This window comes from Acetobacter cibinongensis (genome assembly GCF_000963925.1).
GTDB classification, from domain to species: Bacteria; Pseudomonadota; Alphaproteobacteria; order Acetobacterales; family Acetobacteraceae; genus Acetobacter; species Acetobacter cibinongensis.
The window spans coordinates 158,705-175,826 of sequence record NZ_BAMV01000017.1 but is presented as its reverse complement, the minus strand read 5'-3'; the positions used below and the strand labels follow the sequence as shown (position 1 = coordinate 175,826).

Genomic DNA, 17,122 nt, shown 5'->3' with positions numbered 1-17,122 from the left:
GCATGGCCCTTCGGCCGTCTGGCCGGTCTTTTCCAATATTTTCACAAATATGATGTGAACGTTATTGCACATACACCCTGATAAGGGGCTTCGTCACGGTCGAATCCGGCATAGCCGTTATTTCAACCTGCTGTAGCGGGGCTCCTGCGTGCGTAATGGCCTGCGCCACCGCCTGCCCATCCCCCTGCACAAGCTGTACCAATGTTAGCTGGTCAAGCTCCGAATTACCAGAAGCAGGCACCAGGCACTTGACCACAAACAGAATGGCGGGCTTCCGCGCCAGCGCCTTACGGGTCATCTGGTCAACTGGGCCTTCCCATTCATGCGCCGGGGTTCCACCAACCAGTTCAATCAATGGAGGAATAGGGGCAACAACGGGCGCTGGCGGAATATACGGTTGAGGAGCCTTGCCCGCCTGTGGGTTAAAGGTTTTCTGGTCTACCAGCTTGCACCCGCCCAAACCCAGCACAACACCAGCCAGCACCACCATTTTTATGGCAGAATGCTGTGTGGCAGAACGAACAACTGGGGGCATGGCTGGCGTATCTCCGCACACAAAAACAAAACTTCTCCTTCTTTTGCGCCCATTCCGTCCAGACGCAAGGAGAACAGGGAGGGTGAGCAAAAAAAACAAGTGCTTTTCTCCACCCCAGCTATGCGACTCCGGCACCCCAAAACCCCCTTGCCCAAATGCAGGTGCGCCTTTATTGACCAAGCAGGAGTGATGAGAAGACCTGTCATCAATGATCAGGCCCGTCACCATAAGGCAGGCGCGCATGGCAGTAGCCAGTTCGACAGACCAGCGCAGTTTGGAGCAGGACGGAGGCCTCTCTGCCCAGCAGATTGGTGTTGCGCGCATGAGCCACGCAGCCCGGCTCCTGCTTCACGCAGATAATCTGCCCACCCACACCGCCAAACTCCTTTCCCTTATGTGCCTGCCAGTAACCGCCCTATGGTGCCGGGTCTTACGGTTTGACCCCGCAGCCCCGGACTGGCCCGACCGCGACAGGTTTGTCGTGCCCTCCACCACAATGCTGCCCCTGCTTGCCGCCATGTTGCGCCTGACAGGCACCGACAGTCACAGCACCCCTGTGCTGGAATATGGCGAACACCCGGCCATTGAAGTCGCCCCCGGCCCTGCTGGCCAAGGTGTGGCCGCAGCGGCTGGCATGGCGCTGGCAGAGCAGGTTTTGTCCCGCAGGTTTGGCCGTTCTCTCGTCAATCACCGGACATGGGTGCTGGCACAGGATACGGACCTTGCAACAGGTGTGGCCATGGAGGCTGCCCAACTGGCAGGGCGCTTTGGGCTGGACAGGCTGGCCATGCTGGTGGCCCCTCCGGCTGAAGACCGTGGCTCGGAATTTGCCGACTCGCTGGCACGGTTCAGCGCCTCCGGCTGGACGGTCCGCAAGGTTGCGGCGGATGATTTGCCCGCCATAACCTCCGCCCTTGCGGCAACCTTGCGGGCCAGAAAACCCACCCTTATTGCCTGCCTGCCGCCATCTTCCACCCCGTCCTCTCTGGCCGTTCATTTACCGCCGGAGGAAGAACTGACAGGCCCGTGGAGCCCAACAGCACGCCGGGGGGCCTCCACCCGCCGCTCCTGGCTGCGCCGTTTTGCCCGCCACCGCCAACGGGACGCATTTGAGCGGGAACTGATGCGCCACCGCCCAGCCCTGTTTCAGGAAGACTGGCACCGCGCCTGGCTGTGGCGTATGCGGTCGGCACTGGACAATTCCACGCAGGAATCTGGTCTGACAGGTCTACATGCCCTGTCCGATATTCTGCCGGAACTGGTGTGCCTCACCGCATCCTCTGCTTACAGCATGTCTGCCACCGGAGAGGAACAAACAGGGTGGCGTGCCCCTCCGGCGCTTGCCAGCGGGCTGGACTGCGGCATTCAGGAACACGGCATGGCCGGGGTGTTGAACGGTCTTTCATTGCATGGCGGCGTGCTTCCCTGCTGTGCCGCCAGCATGATGACTGTTGACCGTATGCGCTCCGCCCTGCGCATGGCCGCCCTGATGCGCCAGAAAATGCTGTATCTGTTAACGGGTGACGGTCTGGCGCTGGGGGATGGCGGTGGTGGCTGGCAACCGGTGGAACAGCTTGCCAGCTTGCGGGCCACGCCCAATCTGGCCGTATTCCGCCCCGGCAGCCCATCTGAAACCTTCAAATGCTGGGAGGCAGCGCTGGACTGGCAGGGCGGTCCGGCCGTTCTGGTGCTGTGCCCGCAAAACCATAATAGCGCTGTTCCCCTCCCACCACCCAGCTATGGCAGCGCCGCCCGCGGCGGATATGTGGTGCAGCAGCAGGAGAACCGGCTGGTCACCTTAATTGCCTCCGGGCCGGAGGTTGCTATTGCGGTTGAAGCATCGCACCATCTGGCCCGGCGCGATATCCGCGCCACTGTAGTGTCCATTCCCTGCTGGGAGCTTTTTGCCATGCAGCCGCAAACTTACCGCCAGAAAGTGCTGGGCGGTAAAGGGCTGCGTGTTGGCATAGAAGCGGCTTCCGGCTTTGGGTGGGAGCGCTGGCTTGGGCCGGAGGGAGTTTTTGTTGGCATGGATGATTTTGGCACCTCTGCCCCAGCCAACGCTTTGTATGAACGCTTTGGCATTACTGCCGAGGCGATCTGTAAAAAGGTGGAACACCATCTTTTTGTTTCCGGTGCAGCACGGGCTGCGCCACACCAGCCCCGGGCGCACGCACGGGGACCGTAACTGACAAGACCATAAGATAAAAACGGAGAACAGAAACATGGCAGTCAAAATCGCGATCAACGGCTTTGGACGTATTGGCCGGCTTGTCCTGCGTGGGCTGATTGAAAGCGGACGGACCGACGTTGTGCCCGTAGCCATTAACGACCTTGGCAGCGTTGAAGATAACGCCCACCTGCTCAGCTATGACAGTGTGCATGGCCGCCTGCCTGCCGATGTGCGCGTGGATGGCAACAAGCTGATTATTTCCGCACATGGCCGGACGTGGGACCCCATCACCGTTTCTGCTGAACGTGACCCGTCAAAAGTACCGTTTGCAGGCGTTGATGTGGCCATGGAATGCACAGGCCTGTTCACCTCCAAGGAAAAAGCAGGCCAGCTTTTGCAGGCAGGCGCACGCAAGGTCATCATCTCCGCACCGGGTACGGATGTCGATGCCACCATCGTTTACGGTGTGAACCACGATGTGCTGACCTCTGACATGACGGTCATTTCCAACGCATCCTGCACCACAAACTGCCTGGCTCCGGTTGCCAAGGTGCTGGAAGACACGTTTGGGATTGAACGCGGTTACATGGTGACCATTCACTCCTACACGGGTGACCAGCGCACGGTAGACACCCTGCATAAAGACCTGCGCCGCGCCCGCGCTGCTGGCCTGAACATGATTCCAACCTCCACCGGTGCAGCCCGTGCCGTTGGTCTGGTTCTGCCGCAGCTTAAAGGCAAACTGGATGGCACGGCCATTCGTGTCCCGACTGCCAACGTCTCTCTGGTCTCCCTCGACTTCGTGCCGAAAAAGGTTCCAGGCTCCGTTGAAGAGGTTAACAACGCCATTAAGGCTGCGGCTGAATCCGGCCCGCTTAAAGGCATTCTGGCTTACTCCACAGCGCCTCTGGTCAGCTCTGACTTCAACCATGCTCTGGCCTCTTCCAGCTTTGATGCCACCCAGACCTCTCTGATCGACGGCGGCAAGCTGGTCCGTATCTGCTCCTGGTATGACAACGAATGGGGCTTCTCCAACCGTATGGCTGACACAGCCGCTCTGTTCGGATCCCTCTAATGGCCCTGCTTCCTTTCAACACCCTGGATAAGCTGGACCCGCGCGGCAAACGCATTCTGCTGCGTGTGGACCTGAACGTGCCCATGAAGGATGGAGTCATCTCTGACTTCACCCGTATTGAGCGCATTGTGCCCACCATCCGCGAACTGGCGGACAAGGGCGGCCGGGTTATTGTGCTCAGCCACTTTGACCGCCCCAAAGGCAAAGTGGTGCCGGGCATGTCGCTCGAACCGATTGCAACCGCTCTGGCCACTGCACTGGGCAAATCCGTCAGTTTTGCGCATGACTGCATTGGCCCTGATGCTGAGGCCGCTGCGGCATCCCTGCAGGATGGTGAAGTGCTGTTGCTTGAAAACACCCGCTTCCAGCCGGGTGAAGAAGCCAACGCACCAGACCTGTCAGCAGCCCTTGCAAGGCTAGGTGATGTGTATGTGAACGATGCGTTCTCAGCCGCACACCGTGCCCATGCCTCCACGGCAGGCGTTGCAGACCATCTGCCCGCCTATGCTGGCCGCCTGATGGAAGCCGAGCTTTCTGCCCTGGATGCCGCTCTTGAAAATCCGGAACGCCCGGTAGGCGCCATTGTGGGGGGAGCCAAGGTTTCCACCAAGCTGGAACTGCTGGAAAACATGCTTGAAAAAGTCGATGTTCTGGCTGTTGGCGGCGCTATGGCCAATACGTTCCTTGCAGCCAAAGGCTACAAGGTCGGCAAGTCCTTGAAAGAAGAGGATATGCTGGATACGGCACGCCAGATCATGGAAAAGGCCAAGGCCAAAAACTGTGAGCTGATCCTGCCGATTGACGTTGTGCTGGCGGAAGACTTCATGGCAGGTGCCCCGACCGCTGTTGCGGCCGTGTCCGACATTCCTGATGGCTGGATGGCGCTGGACGTTGGACCAGAAACCGTCAAACTGCTGAAAGAAAAGCTGACCGGGCTAAAAACGCTGGTATGGAACGGCCCGCTGGGCGTGTTCGAGCTCCCACCGTTTGACGTTGCAACAAACGCAGTTGCGCAGGAAGCAGCCCGCCTGACCAAAGAGGGCAAGCTCAAAACCATTGCTGGTGGTGGTGATACCGTGTCTGCCCTGCGCCATGCTGGCGTGCTGCATGACATGACGTATGTCTCCACCGCAGGCGGTGCGTTTCTGGAATGGCTGGAAGGTAAGGTTCTACCCGGCCTGACAGCTCTGAGCACAACGCTGGAAAAAACCATTCCAGTCTAATCGCTCAGCGTCATATCGTCCTGAAAAAGGCCGGTCACATCCTGTGTGACCGGCCTTTTTTGTAACCATTGCTCAAGCCAGAGAATTAAAGCCACGCTTATTCGCGCCGCAAAACCTGATCTGTCATGAAAGATGCTAGCTTCCCAGCAACAAAGTCGCGCTTCAGCGCCACTTCATCATATTCGTGCTCTACCCACTCCAGAAAAGGCAGTCGCCCTTCTGCATCCGCCTGATAACGCAGGAAGAAGGCATCCAATATCCCCGTGCGTGACCCACGGAAGTGGCCAAACCGCCATGATAATTCTTTCAGCGCCCGTGCGGCTGAGCCCCCTTCAAACAGGATAACAAGGCCGGAAGCCAAACCTGCCCGATCAGCCCCTGATTTGCAATGCATGAGCATGGGGAAGTCTATTTGCTTATAAAGCTGAGCAAACCGCAAAATACGGTCCTTATGCGGCGCACCCCGGCTTTCAAACGCCATATCAACATGCCCCAGCCCGATAGCCTGAGCTGTAGAGCGGGAAAGCGCGTCAGAGCCGCATTGACGATGCCCGCGCAAATTAACCAGCGTGCGCAGCCGGTAGCGGCGCATGGCCCACTTCAACCGTGCAGGCGTTGGGTGATTACACCGATACACTTTGCCCGGTACAACCTCCCTGAAATTGGTCCACACCAGTCGAAAAACTGCATGGTCCACAAAAAGGCTATCAATCCAGGCCCGTGTACGGCCCGCCTGAGACGTTATCTGACCATCAAACACAATAGCGCGCAGCTCCAGCTCGTCTCTTCTGCATAGGGCTCTCTCTCCCATCCACGGGCGGCAAGGTCAATCTTTTCATCCTGCTCACCCTAACGGTTGGTCTGCATTTAACGCCAGTGTCATAAAAGTGAGGTCCAGCCACCGGCCGAATTTGGTGCCAACCTCTTTCATCACGCCAGTCTGTTCAAACCCAAGTTTTTTATGCAGCACAATAGAAGGAGTATTCTCCGCCTCAATGGCCGCAACCATGACGTGCAGTGCCTTGGTGCGCGCTACTGCTATCAGAGCTTCCAGCAAAATATGGCCAATACCTTGCCGCTGATAAGCCGGGTGCACATACACGGAGTGCTCTACAGTATGCCGGTACCCTTCAAATGCGCGCCAAGGGCCAAAACTGGCATATCCTACCACTGTGCCATCGCCCCTGCTGGCCACAAGCACCGGGAAACCAGCCTTCTGGCGATCCCGCAGCCACGTTATACGATTAGGCACATCCACACAGGCTTCATTCCATATTGCCGTTGTATGCAACACTGCGTGGTTATAAATTTCCATCAGAGCTGCCGCGTCCTGCTCTGTCGCATCTCGTACTGTTATCATTTTGCGCAGCCTCTCCGTTTCTCAGCGTATCCTGCCTTACATAACAAAAACCCCCGGCTTGCGCGCTGGCAAACCGGGGGTTCTGTTTCATGATCTGACCAGAATAAAGGTGATCAGGCTTTGCGCTCGATCTGCAACTCCTTGATCTTACCAATTGCCTTGGCAGGGTTCAGCCCTTTCGGGCAGGTCTGTGTGCAGTTCATGATGGTGCGGCAGGCATATAGCTTGAAGGTATCTTCCAGCTCATCCAGACGGTCACCGGTATGTTCGTCACGGCTGTCTGCAATCCAGCGATAAGCTGCCAGCAGAACTGCCGGACCAAGGTAGCGGTCCCCATTCCACCAGTAAGACGGGCAGGAGGTTGTGCAGCAGAAGCACAGGATGCACTCCCACATACCATCCAGCTTGGCCCGTTCTTCAATGCTCTGCTTGCGCTCTGCATCTGGTGGCGGTGCACTGTCAGACTTCATCCAGGGTTCGATGGAGCGTAGCTGCGCGTAAGCTCCTTCCAGATTAGGCACCAGATCCTTGACTACCGGCATATGCGGCAGCGGATAGATCCGCACATCACCCTTGATGTCCTTGATGGGCTTGAGGCACGCAAGCGTGTTCTCACCATCAATATTCATGGCGCAGGACCCGCAAATGCCCTCACGGCAGGAGCGCCGGAACGTCAGCGTTGGGTCCACATCGTTTTTGATGTGAATAATGGCGTCCAGCACCATTGGCCCAATTGTATCAAGGTCCAGTTCGTAGGAATCTACAACCGGGTTTTTGCCATCTTCCGGGGACCAGCGGTACACCCGGAATGTCTTGACGTTTTTTGCCCCGGCTGGTGCGGAATAGGTTTTACCTTTCCCGATCACACTGTTGCGCGGCAGAGTGAGTTCAACCATCTTTACCTCCCTTTTTCGCTCGATCGTGCCGGCAGATCAGTAAACGCGCTTTTTGGGTGGGAAGACTTCAACGTCATCTGTCAAAGTCTTCATATGAACCGGGCGATAGGTCAGCTTTACGTTGCCTTTTTCGTCCAGCCAGGAAACGGAGTGCTTCATCCACTCCTTGTCGTCACGGTCCGGGTAATCGTCACGGGCGTGCGCGCCGCGGCTTTCATGGCGGGCCAAACCGCTTTCCAGCGTGGCTGTGCCGTTGGCCAGCAGGTTTTCAAATTCCAGCGCTTCCATCAGGTCACTGTTCCAGATCAGTGATGAGTCAGACACGGAAATATCGCTCATGCCGCCCCAGATTTCGTGAATTTTGTTCACCCCTTCCTGAAGGCTTTCTTCAGTCCGGAAAACAGCCGCATGAGCCTGCATGTCACGTTGCAGGCGCTCACGCATGGCAGAAACCTTGGTGCCACCTTTGGCATAACGCAGGGCATCCAACCGGTCGAGCGCTGCTTCACCTGCACCAGCAGGCAAAGGCTTGATGAAGTCGGTTGGTTTCACCACCTCGGCAGCACGGCGGGATGCAGCACGGCCAAAAACAATCAGGTCAAGCAGTGAGTTTGTGCCAAGGCGGTTTGCCCCATGCACGGAAACGCAGGCCGCTTCACCCACAGCCATAAGGCCGGGCACAACAGCATTCGGATCATCCTTGGTGGGACGAATAACCTCACCATGAATATTGGTAGGAATGCCGCCCATATTATAATGCACTGTTGGCAGCACAGGCACCGGTTCCTTGGTGACATCCACACCAGCAAACACACGGGCTGTCTCACTGATCCCCGGCAGGCGCTGGTGCAGAAGATCTGCGCCCAGATGCTCCAGATGCATCATGATATGGTCTTTTTTCGGACCAACACCACGGCCTTCGTTAATTTCGATGGTCATAGCGCGGGAGACCACGTCACGCGAGGCAAGGTCTTTGGCCGTAGGAGCATACCGCTCCATAAAGCGTTCCCCTTCCGAGTTGGTCAGATACCCGCCTTCACCACGGCAGCCTTCCGTCAGCAGGCACCCTGCCGGGTAAATGCCGGTTGGGTGAAACTGCACAAACTCCATATCCTGCGTAGGAATACCAGCGCGCATCGCCATACCGTTACCATCACCCGTACAGGTATGGGCGGAGGTGCAGGACTGGTAAGCACGGCCATAGCCGCCTGTTGCCAGAACCACCATTTTGGCATTGAAGCGATGCATGGTGCCATCATCCTGACACCAGGCCATAACACCCCGGCATGCCCCTTCATCATCCATGATCAGGTCAATGGCGAAGTATTCAACAAAGAATTCAACGTTATGCTTCAGGCACTGTTGGTACAGCGTATGCAGAATGGCGTGGCCGGTACGGTCGGCCGCAGCACAGGCGCGGGGCACGGGGGCCTTGCCGTAATCGCTCATATGCCCGCCAAACGGACGCTGATAGATTTTGCCATCTTCCGTGCGGGAGAAAGGCACACCAAAATGTTCCAGTTCCTGCACGGCGGGCACGGCCTCACGGCACATGAACTCAATAGCGTCCTGATCCCCCAGCCAGTCTGACCCCTTTACGGTGTCATACATATGCCAGCGCCAGTTATCTTCTGCCATGTTGCCAAGAGACGCGCCAATGCCGCCCTGTGCCGCCACGGTATGGCTACGGGTTGGAAACACTTTGGTTACGCAGGCAGTTTTAAGGCCAGCGGCCCCCATGCCCAGCGTGGCACGCAGGCCGGAGCCCCCGGCACCTACAACAACCACATCATAGGCGTGGTCAACAATTCGGTAAGCTCCCCGGGAAGGAGAGGAAGAAGCATTCATCGTGACGGCGCTCCCATGTGCGTTCGGCCTGTCATGTCTCAGGATTCATGCCGCACCTGTCTGCTCAGACCAGCGGCATAAGGCTCAGTATTTTGGTCAGGATTTACGGCTGCTTGCTGTTGCCACCAGTTTGATGACGGCAAACACACCCAGAAGCCCAATCAGCGACGTTCCAATTTTAACCAGAATCCGCGTGGGCAGGTGGGCTTTGCCATGAACATAGTCATCCACAATCACCTGCAACCCAAGCTGGGCGTGGTAGAATGTGGTAATGATCAGGGCTGTCAGCATGGTTGCGTTAATGGGCTTTCCGCCCCAGCTCACCACATCTTTATGGTCTGCTCCGCCAAGGCGGAACATCTGAACAATAAACCATGTGGAAAGCGGTAGCAGGGACGCAGCAGAAACACGCTCTGCCCACCAATGGCCGACACCGGAGCCACCAGCCCCCAGACCACGAGCCCGCCCAAGCTGCGAACGCATGACCTCAACATGTGATAAAGGCGCATTCATTTCAGGATGCCTTCCCAATTTTCGCACGCTTGCGTGAGCGTCCACAGGCTACTGTCAGAAGGCCAGCAGCGAGAGCCGTGCTCACGCCAGCCGTGACACCAACAGCAATTGGGCCGTCCTTATTAATTTCGGCCTTGTCGTAGCGGTAACCGCTGTCCCAGATCAGGTGGCGAATACCACCCACAGTATGAAACACGACGGAAGCAAGCCACCCAACCAGCGCAAGCTGGCCAACCGGGTTGCCTGTTACTTTCCGCGCAACTTCAAAAGACTTCGGCCCTTTGGCAGCGGCAGACAGCCAGAACACGCCCAAGGCAGCCCCACCTGTTGCCACAACGCCCGTAATACGGTTCGAAATGGAGAGAACCATAGAAAGCCGACTACGGTAGATTTGCAAATGCGGCGACATAGGCCGCTGTATCAGTTCGCCGTCACTGCGGTTTCCCACATAGAGGGCCTTTCGGATATCCTGCATTGTCCGCCTCGTATCCCGTCCGTCTATCCCTACACCAGCCTGTGTGCCGGTGTTCCAGCATTGAATTTTTTCCTACGCCCCGCCTGCCAAGCGGTCAATTCGGTCAGGCAACACGAGACCGAGAGGCGGGGCCGCCTCACTCAGCCGTGTTTTGGCAGCAGATCCAGCGCAATCATGGTTTCAGCAATCTGTACCGCATTCAGGGCAGCGCCCTTGCGCAGATTGTCAGACACACACCAGAACGCCAGACCGTGCGGAACCGTAGGGTCAATGCGCAGGCGGGACACATAGGTGGCATCTTCCCCCACACACTCAATCGGGGTCACATAACCACCATCTTCCCGCTCATCCCGCAGGATCACGCCGTCTGCTTCACGCAGGGCGGCACGCGCCTGGGCCAGATCAACCGGCTCTTCAAACTCGGCAATGACGGACTCGGAATGGCCGATAAACACAGGCACACGCACACAAGTGGCAATAACGGCAATATCAGGATCAAGAATTTTCTTGGTCTCGACTGTCATTTTCCACTCTTCTTTGGTGGCACCATCATCCATGAAGCGGTCAATCTGGGGAATGCAGTTAAAGGCAATCTGCTTCTGGAACTGTTCAATTTTGGGCGGATCATTCACAAAGCTGCCGCGGGTCTGGGCAAACAGTTCATCCATGCCGTCTTTCCCGGCACCTGCAACCGCCTGATAGGTGGAGACCACAACACGCTTGAGGCCAAACAGGTCATGCAGCGGCTTTAAGGCCACAACCATCTGAATGGTGGAGCAGTTAGGGTTGGCAATGATGTTATGTTTCATGCCCTTAAGAGCATTGGGGTTTACTTCTGGCACAACCAGCGGCACACCCGGCTCCATACGGAAATGGGATGTGTTATCAATGACAACGCACCCGGCCTTGGCAGCAATAGGAGCATACTTGGCGGACACAGACCCACCGGGCGAGAACAAGCCAACGTCCCAGCCGGTAAAATCGAATGTCTCAAGGTTCTGGACCTTGAGTGTACGATCACCAAAGGACACTTCCCGGCCAACAGAACGGGGGGAGGCAAGGGCGACAATATCGCTAATCGGGAAGTCCCGCTCAGCGAGAGTCTTGAGTATTTCACGCCCCACAGCACCTGTGGCACCTACAACTGCAACCCGATACCCCATTACGTCACCTATATTCTGTTTTTGTTAAAAGTCTGGCCGGGCACGCAACCTAAACTAAAGTGGGTGCAAAGGGAATTGTCAGGCACCTGACTACAGGCCAGAAAACCACGATTTTCTACGTTCCGTGCACGGTGCGTCTATTTTGCACTCTGGTGAAGGAGACCCGTTTTGACCCTGCGTTCCCCCTCTGCTGCTCTTCATGCCGCCACTGCCGCACCGGCTGCCACACATCCGGCACCTGCCTGCACACTGGTCATTCTGGGCGCAGGCGGAGACCTGACACACAGGCTGCTTGTTCCCGCCTTATACGATCTGGCATGCAGCAAATTCCTACCAGAAGACTTCCAGATCATTGGGGTCAGCCTGGAAGAGCAGACAACGCAGGGTTGGGTTTCTTCTCTTCAGTCTCGGCTGGAAAACTCCATGCGGGAGCGGCATGCCGCCTCTTCCAGTGCCACGCTCAATCATTCCGCATGGCAGTGGCTCTCCAGCCGTATGCACTATCTGTCCCTCAATTTTACGGACCCGGCAGCCCTATCGCCATTAAGTGCGCTTGTTACCGGGCGGAACGTCGTTTTTTATCTGGCAACGCCACCCCGTTTTTTCGAACCAGCAACCACTACCCTGTCTCAGGCAGGGCTGCTGCTGGAAAAGACGGACCAGTTCCGGCGGGTTGTCATTGAAAAACCATTTGGGACGAACTTACAATCCGCTCAGGCCCTCAACACGCACCTTCTCTCCATACTCCACGAAAAGCAGATTTACCGTGTGGATCATTTCTTGGGTAAAGAGACGGTGCAGAACCTTCTTGCCCTGCGCTTCAGCAATATCCTGTTCGAGCCCCTCTGGTGCAAAGACTATATCGACCATATCCAGATTACGGCCGCTGAAACACTCTCGGTTGAAGGACGCGGCGTGTTTTACGATGCTACCGGCGCTTTACGGGACATGGTGCCCAATCATCTTTTCCAAATTCTTGCCTTGGTGGCCATGGAGCGGCCAGTATCTCTCAACTCTGAAGAAATCCGCAATGCCAAGCAGGCTGTTTTTGAGGCCATACGCCCCATAACGCCAGACAATATGGTACGGGGCCAATATCAGGCAGGCACCTGCAAGGGGCGCGCCGTTCCCTCCTACCGTGATAGTCAGGGTGTCAGCCCTGATAGCATGACGGAAACCTATGCCGCACTCAGAGTTGATATTGAAACAGCACGCTGGCAGGGCGTGCCGTTTTACCTGCGTACCGGGAAAGCCCTGAGCAGGGCGGTCACTGAAATTGTTGTGCAATTTAAAGCACCGACAAACCCCTTGTTCCATACCGGCCAAGGCGAGCCAGAAGCCGCCAACCGGTTTGTTTACAATATCCGTCCGGATAAAGGTGCAAACCTGTATTTTAACGTCAAGAATCCAGGGCCGGAGACAATAGTCTCTGAAGTCACATCCGAATTCCGATATGAAAAGTCTTTTGGAAACACACCCAATATTGGTTATGAAACTTTGCTTTATGACTGCCTGCAAGGGAATGCCACCCTGTTCCAGCGCGCTGACAATATTGAGGCCGCCTGGCGTGCCGTAAATGGTATTTTACAAGACACCGAAAAATCAAAACTCGACTTTTATACCGCCGGAAGCAGTGGCCCGCTCAGTGCCGAGACATTATTAGCCCGTGATGGTCGGAAATGGGCATCTTTAACTAAAGATAAAGATTAACAGTGGCATAATGAGCACCATTTTTGTACGCCTTGAAAAATCCAGGAGACGAGCACTCTTTGAAAATGTTATTATATAACTTGTTCATTCAAAATTCTTATAACTCTCTATAGGCATCTCATCTTATTGTGCTGTAACCTCTTTGTGTAAAGAAACGTGCGTTGCCCTGGACAAACCCTGCATCGCACAGCACAAAGGGAACAAAAACATGTCAGGAAAAATGAAAGCCGCCGTTGTTCGGGAATTTGGCAAACCCCTGAGCATTGAAGAACTGGCTATTCCAGACATTAACGCAAACCAGATTCTGGTAAAAATGATTGCCTGTGGCGTATGCCATACAGACCTGCACGCGGCCCACGGGGACTGGCCCGCAAAACCAACTCTCCCCTTTATTCCCGGCCATGAGGGCGTAGGCACGGTTGTTAAAGTGGGTGCAAACGTAAGTTGGGTGAAAGAAGGCGATGAAGTAGGTGTGCCCTGGCTGTATTCCGCCTGTGGCCATTGTGACCATTGCTTGTCAGGCTGGGAAACATTATGCGCCAAACAAGAGGACACAGGGTATTCCGTTAACGGGTGCTTTGCAGAATATGTTGTGGCAGACCCAAACTACGTTGCCCGTCTTCCGAAAGGCGTTGACCCCATCAAGATTGCCCCTGTGCTATGCGCGGGGTTAACCGTATATAAGGGCCTGAAAATGACCGATGCCAAGGCAGGCCAATGGGTTGCTGTCTCTGGCGTGGGGGGGTTAGGGCAAATGGCTGTACAATATGGTGTTGCCATGGGCCTTAATATTATTGCCGTTGATATTGATGACGACAAACTGGAAACAGCGCGTAAACTTGGTGCAGCACACACGGTAAACGCTCTCAAAACAGATCCGGCTGCCTTTGTTCACAAAGAGGTAGGCGGCGCACATGGCGGTCTTATTACGGCTGTTTCTACAAAGGCCTTTTCACAAGCTATGGGATATGTACGCTCTGGTGGCACTCTTGTCCTGAATGGTCTGCCACCTGGCGAATTCCCGATTTCAATTTTTGATATGGTTATGAAAGGCACCACCATTCGCGGGTCCATTGTTGGTACGCGTCTGGATATGATTGAGGCACTCTCATTTTTTGCTGATGGTAAAATTACGTCTGTGACCCAGACGGATAAGCTCGAAAATATCAATACTATTTTTGAGAAATTGGAAAAAGGTCAGGTGGAAGGCCGTATCGTTCTCGATTTTCGGCAGTGATAATACGCGTTTTGCCCCCTTGATGAAACTCAGGGGGCAAAACTTTTCCTTTATTGCTCTAACAAATGTTTTATTAATTTTACGCCTATTTTAACAAGATGATCTGTTAAAGCCTCCCCCGTTTTACCATCGCACAAATACGGGTTGCCACGCCCAATACCTTGCGTGGCGGTCTGGTCCCCTTCCAGAGGGATGGAGATTGGTACGCCATTCAGTTCAACAGTCCCAAAATCAAGAACGGGTAAGCCCCAAGCCTTCTTATCAAGAGCTTGTTGTTTTAAATTTTCTGTTTTGACTAAATCAGGTTTGAGATAAAGCGCTATACTGGTTAACGGATTAGCGCCGTGACCACCTGATTGTTTTGCTTTTTCCTCGCCAACGACGGCAGGCAGATAAGCTGCCGCAACACGCCATAAATAAAAACTTGGAATAATGATATGGTTCTTTTTTAAAATAGACTGTGTAACATCATGAATCATGGTGCAGTTGCCACCATGCCCATTCAGGATAATCAACTTTGTAAAGCCATGCCGTATCAGGTTGCCAAGCATATCCTCAATAACGGCACGTAATGTTGTTTGTGAAAGCGCAATACCACCTGGCATATATCCAAAGTAATCTGCTCCCCCAAAAGGGAGAACAGGCGCAACATAGGTCTCACACCCCTCTTGCATTGCTGCCAACGCTATACGTTCTGCAATCGCATCCGCTAACAGATAGTCACCCATAGGCATGTGTGGGCCCTGGTCTTCAAAACTACCCAACGGCAAAAGAATAACAGGATTACGCTGCGCAACCTCCCGCATATCAGCTGCTGTCATCTGCGCCATATGAACGATTTTTTTGAGTGTCATACCCTGTGTCCATTCATGAAAAAAGGCATGTGTTTAATACAACACATGCCTTCCACTGTTTCAAAAATTTAGTGTTTCACTCTTTTATTTTTGATCCTCTTTTACAACAGGCAAGAGGATAGCGGTCGAAGCCGCTCCACCATAATGGATACTTTGTGTTGCCGTTGTATAATCTTCTGGTTTTGCATCAAATATATTAGGCACAAACTTCTGTGGGTTGCGGTCATACACCGGGAACCAGGAAGACTGAATTTGCACCATGATTCTATGCCCTTTGCCAAACACATGATTCACGGCTGGTAAAGAAAAGTGATAATGTTCTGTCTGGTTAGCTGCAATTGCTTCAGGTTTTTCAAAGCTTTTGCGGTAACGCCCACGGAAAATATCCATGGAAACCGGAAGTTCATATCCGCCCATTTTAGGGGTATCCGGTGTTGTCGCTGGCTGAACATCTATCAACTTTACAACCCAGTCAGCATCCGTCCCGGTTGTTGCTGCGTACAGGTCTGCAACAGGAACGCCACTTACGCGCACTGGCGCATCCAGAACGCCTGTCTCGTATGTCACGACATCTGGGCGAGATTCTGCGTCACGTTGATCCTGCACCAGCCAGCTTTTCCAACGTGGCCCATCAGAAAAAGCAAAGGGACGGGACAGGAAAGGAACGGGGTGGGATGGATCTGAAATATAATTGTCAGCACTTTCTTTTCCCGGTTTGGAGAAGCTCAAACCATGCCCTGCTGACAGGAAAAGAGGCGTGAGCGCCCCGCTGCACTCTGCTTCACAAACAGATGGCCATGAGCGGTAATAATTCCACTTCTGGTCACCCGTATTGTAAATAATGGCGTCTGGCAAATGTACTGATGTACTGCCGGGTTTAAGATAGGTATCAAAGAATGGACGGAACACATCCCGCCGATATTGGTGCGCCGTATCGCCCTCAAAATCTATTGGCCCCAGGCTAGACCCATTATAATTTACGCCACTATGCCGCCATGGTCCCATAACGAGGGTATTCGGCGTTTTGATATCTGTATCTTTTATGGCCTGCCACGCATGGATGGCGCCCCACATATCTTCCTGGTCCCACAGTCCCTGCTCCCACAGCATAGGAACAGTGGGTTTTTTAGAGGCCAGTAGTTTGTCTAAAGCCTGCCCCTGCCAGAAAGAATCATAAGCCGGGTGGGCCCGCATCCGGTTCCAGAACGGGTATTGGTCAAGCCCGGCCTGTGTTGCAAAAGCACCTGCAGACCCTGCTTTGAGGAAATTCGTATAATCGTCAGCATCTTTACGCGGAATAGTGTCCCCAGATCCACGGGCTGTCATTTGGGATGTAAAATAATCCAGACCACCCTGACGGAACGCACCGTAGTGGAACCAGTCATCGCCCATCCAGCCATCCACCATCGGGCTTTCTGGTGCCGCCACCTTCAGAGCCGGATGGGGGTCAAGCAGCGCCATGACAACCGTAAAGCCTTCGTAGGATGACCCAGTCATCCCCACTCGCCCGTTGCTTTCCGGCACGTTATGGACCAGCCAGTCTATTGTATCCCACGCATCTGTTGTTTCGTCTGTCTGGGTGGGGTTGAGCGGGCCACGCGGGGGGCGTGTCATGACATAATCGCCCTGTGAATTATATTTCCCACGAATATCCTGGAATACGCGAATATACCCCCCTTCCACAAACACATCATCGCCCTGTGGAAGTATTTCGCGCATGGTCAGACCATTTGATACTCGGTCTACACGGTTTTTTGCGTGGTACGGCGTGCGCGTTAATAGAATAGGAGCATTACGAGTATTTTTAGGAATAACCAAAACAGTGTAAAGCTTTACGCCATCGCGCATAGGCACCATGACTTCCCGCTTGATATAATCACGCTGCTGCTCAGCATTTGGAAAAGAGACTTTGGCCGGTATGTCTGTTCCCGTCTGAACACTCAGGTTATCCGGCTGCTGTGCTGGCGCAGGGGCCGCGCCAGCAGCCAGAGCCGTGCCGGATAAGAGCGTAAGCAGAGCCCCAGGCAGTGCATAGCGCATCATACGAGAGAAACCCGAGG

15 protein-coding genes are annotated in these 17,122 nt (G+C 54.7%); 5 read left to right on the top strand and 10 right to left on the bottom strand.

The window, feature by feature from the left end; all coding sequences use genetic code 11:
- Positions 1–61 precede the first annotated feature (61 nt).
- Positions 62–778, bottom strand: coding sequence for a hypothetical protein (locus tag Abci_RS10035; RefSeq protein WP_244877640.1), 717 nt, complete (start codon positions 776–778; stop codon positions 62–64).
- Here Abci_RS10035 and Abci_RS10030 point away from each other — a divergent pair.
- Genes Abci_RS10030 through Abci_RS10020 form a run of 3 tightly spaced genes read left to right on the top strand, consistent with a single transcriptional unit; the run spans position 777 to position 5,006 of the window.
- Positions 777–2,723 (top strand): transketolase-like TK C-terminal-containing protein, encoded by a 1,947-nt coding sequence (locus tag Abci_RS10030; RefSeq protein ID WP_048839005.1) that lies wholly within the window; start codon positions 777–779, stop codon positions 2,721–2,723. The genes Abci_RS10035 and Abci_RS10030 overlap by 2 nt on opposite strands.
- A gap of 37 nt (positions 2,724–2,760) precedes the next feature.
- On the top strand, positions 2,761–3,783 hold the full coding sequence (gap, locus tag Abci_RS10025) for a type I glyceraldehyde-3-phosphate dehydrogenase (protein WP_048839004.1): 1,023 nt from the start codon (positions 2,761–2,763) through the stop codon (positions 3,781–3,783).
- Positions 3,783–5,006: a phosphoglycerate kinase gene (locus Abci_RS10020; protein ID WP_048839003.1), complete on the top strand. Its 1,224-nt coding sequence runs from the start codon at positions 3,783–3,785 to the stop codon at positions 5,004–5,006. Before gap ends, Abci_RS10020 begins: the two co-directional genes overlap by 1 nt.
- Before the next feature lie 97 nt (positions 5,007–5,103).
- On the opposite strand, the gene Abci_RS10015 is transcribed toward Abci_RS10020, so the two are convergent.
- From Abci_RS10015 to Abci_RS09985, 7 genes are all read right to left on the bottom strand, one after another.
- Positions 5,104–5,766, bottom strand: coding sequence for a fused DSP-PTPase phosphatase/NAD kinase-like protein (locus Abci_RS10015; protein ID WP_048839153.1), 663 nt, complete (start codon positions 5,764–5,766; stop codon positions 5,104–5,106).
- An 84-nt stretch (positions 5,767–5,850) separates the two neighbouring features.
- Positions 5,851–6,366 carry a GNAT family N-acetyltransferase gene (locus Abci_RS10010; protein ID WP_280513026.1) on the bottom strand — a complete coding sequence of 172 codons (516 nt, stop codon included), beginning with the start codon at positions 6,364–6,366 and terminating at the stop codon, positions 5,851–5,853.
- Between the two features lie 113 nt (positions 6,367–6,479).
- Entirely contained in the window at positions 6,480–7,262 is a 783-nt protein-coding gene (locus tag Abci_RS10005) for a succinate dehydrogenase iron-sulfur subunit (RefSeq protein ID WP_048839002.1), read from the bottom strand.
- 36 nt (positions 7,263–7,298) lie between these two features.
- A complete protein-coding gene (sdhA, locus tag Abci_RS10000; RefSeq protein ID WP_048839001.1) occupies positions 7,299–9,110 on the bottom strand; it encodes a succinate dehydrogenase flavoprotein subunit in 1,812 nt (603 codons plus the stop codon).
- Positions 9,111–9,206: 96 nt separating this feature from the next.
- Positions 9,207–9,623, bottom strand: coding sequence for a succinate dehydrogenase, hydrophobic membrane anchor protein (sdhD, locus tag Abci_RS09995; RefSeq protein ID WP_048839000.1), 417 nt, complete (start codon positions 9,621–9,623; stop codon positions 9,207–9,209).
- A gap of 1 nt (position 9,624) precedes the next feature.
- Complete coding sequence (gene sdhC / locus Abci_RS09990; RefSeq protein WP_048838999.1) at positions 9,625–10,098, bottom strand: succinate dehydrogenase, cytochrome b556 subunit; 474 nt, start codon at positions 10,096–10,098, stop codon at positions 9,625–9,627.
- Positions 10,099–10,238: 140 nt separating this feature from the next.
- Positions 10,239–11,261 (bottom strand): aspartate-semialdehyde dehydrogenase, encoded by a 1,023-nt coding sequence (locus tag Abci_RS09985; RefSeq protein ID WP_048838998.1) that lies wholly within the window; start codon positions 11,259–11,261, stop codon positions 10,239–10,241.
- 168 nt (positions 11,262–11,429) lie between these two features.
- Here Abci_RS09985 and zwf point away from each other — a divergent pair, with 168 nt between their 5' ends.
- Entirely contained in the window at positions 11,430–12,971 is a 1,542-nt protein-coding gene (gene zwf / locus Abci_RS09980) for a glucose-6-phosphate dehydrogenase (RefSeq protein WP_084597613.1), read from the top strand.
- A gap of 208 nt (positions 12,972–13,179) precedes the next feature.
- Positions 13,180–14,208 carry an alcohol dehydrogenase AdhP gene (gene adhP, locus Abci_RS09975; RefSeq protein ID WP_048838997.1) on the top strand — a complete coding sequence of 343 codons (1,029 nt, stop codon included), beginning with the start codon at positions 13,180–13,182 and terminating at the stop codon, positions 14,206–14,208.
- A 50-nt stretch (positions 14,209–14,258) separates the two neighbouring features.
- Here adhP and Abci_RS09970 read toward each other — a convergent pair whose 3' ends face one another.
- A complete protein-coding gene (locus Abci_RS09970; protein WP_048838996.1) occupies positions 14,259–15,062 on the bottom strand; it encodes a creatininase family protein in 804 nt (267 codons plus the stop codon).
- An 84-nt stretch (positions 15,063–15,146) separates the two neighbouring features.
- Positions 15,147–17,105: a CocE/NonD family hydrolase gene (locus tag Abci_RS09965; protein WP_048839150.1), complete on the bottom strand. Its 1,959-nt coding sequence runs from the start codon at positions 17,103–17,105 to the stop codon at positions 15,147–15,149.
- Positions 17,106–17,122: the final 17 nt, after the last annotated feature.

Coding starts and splice junctions, on each gene's coding strand:
- Abci_RS10030 (WP_048839005.1), top strand. CDS start 777: ATGGCAGTAGCCAGTTCGACAGACCAGCGCAGTTTGGAGCAGGACGGA.
- Abci_RS10035 (WP_244877640.1), bottom strand. CDS start 778: ATGCGCGCCTGCCTTATGGTGACGGGCCTGATCATTGATGACAGGTCT.
- gap (WP_048839004.1), top strand. CDS start 2,761: ATGGCAGTCAAAATCGCGATCAACGGCTTTGGACGTATTGGCCGGCTT.
- Abci_RS10020 (WP_048839003.1), top strand. CDS start 3,783: ATGGCCCTGCTTCCTTTCAACACCCTGGATAAGCTGGACCCGCGCGGC.
- Abci_RS10010 (WP_280513026.1), bottom strand. CDS start 6,366: ATGATAACAGTACGAGATGCGACAGAGCAGGACGCGGCAGCTCTGATG.
- Abci_RS10005 (WP_048839002.1), bottom strand. CDS start 7,262: ATGGTTGAACTCACTCTGCCGCGCAACAGTGTGATCGGGAAAGGTAAA.
- sdhA (WP_048839001.1), bottom strand. CDS start 9,110: ATGAATGCTTCTTCCTCTCCTTCCCGGGGAGCTTACCGAATTGTTGAC.
- sdhD (WP_048839000.1), bottom strand. CDS start 9,623: ATGAATGCGCCTTTATCACATGTTGAGGTCATGCGTTCGCAGCTTGGG.
- sdhC (WP_048838999.1), bottom strand. CDS start 10,098: ATGCAGGATATCCGAAAGGCCCTCTATGTGGGAAACCGCAGTGACGGC.
- Abci_RS09985 (WP_048838998.1), bottom strand. CDS start 11,261: ATGGGGTATCGGGTTGCAGTTGTAGGTGCCACAGGTGCTGTGGGGCGT.
- adhP (WP_048838997.1), top strand. CDS start 13,180: ATGTCAGGAAAAATGAAAGCCGCCGTTGTTCGGGAATTTGGCAAACCC.
- Abci_RS09970 (WP_048838996.1), bottom strand. CDS start 15,062: ATGACACTCAAAAAAATCGTTCATATGGCGCAGATGACAGCAGCTGAT.
- Abci_RS09965 (WP_048839150.1), bottom strand. CDS start 17,105: ATGATGCGCTATGCACTGCCTGGGGCTCTGCTTACGCTCTTATCCGGC.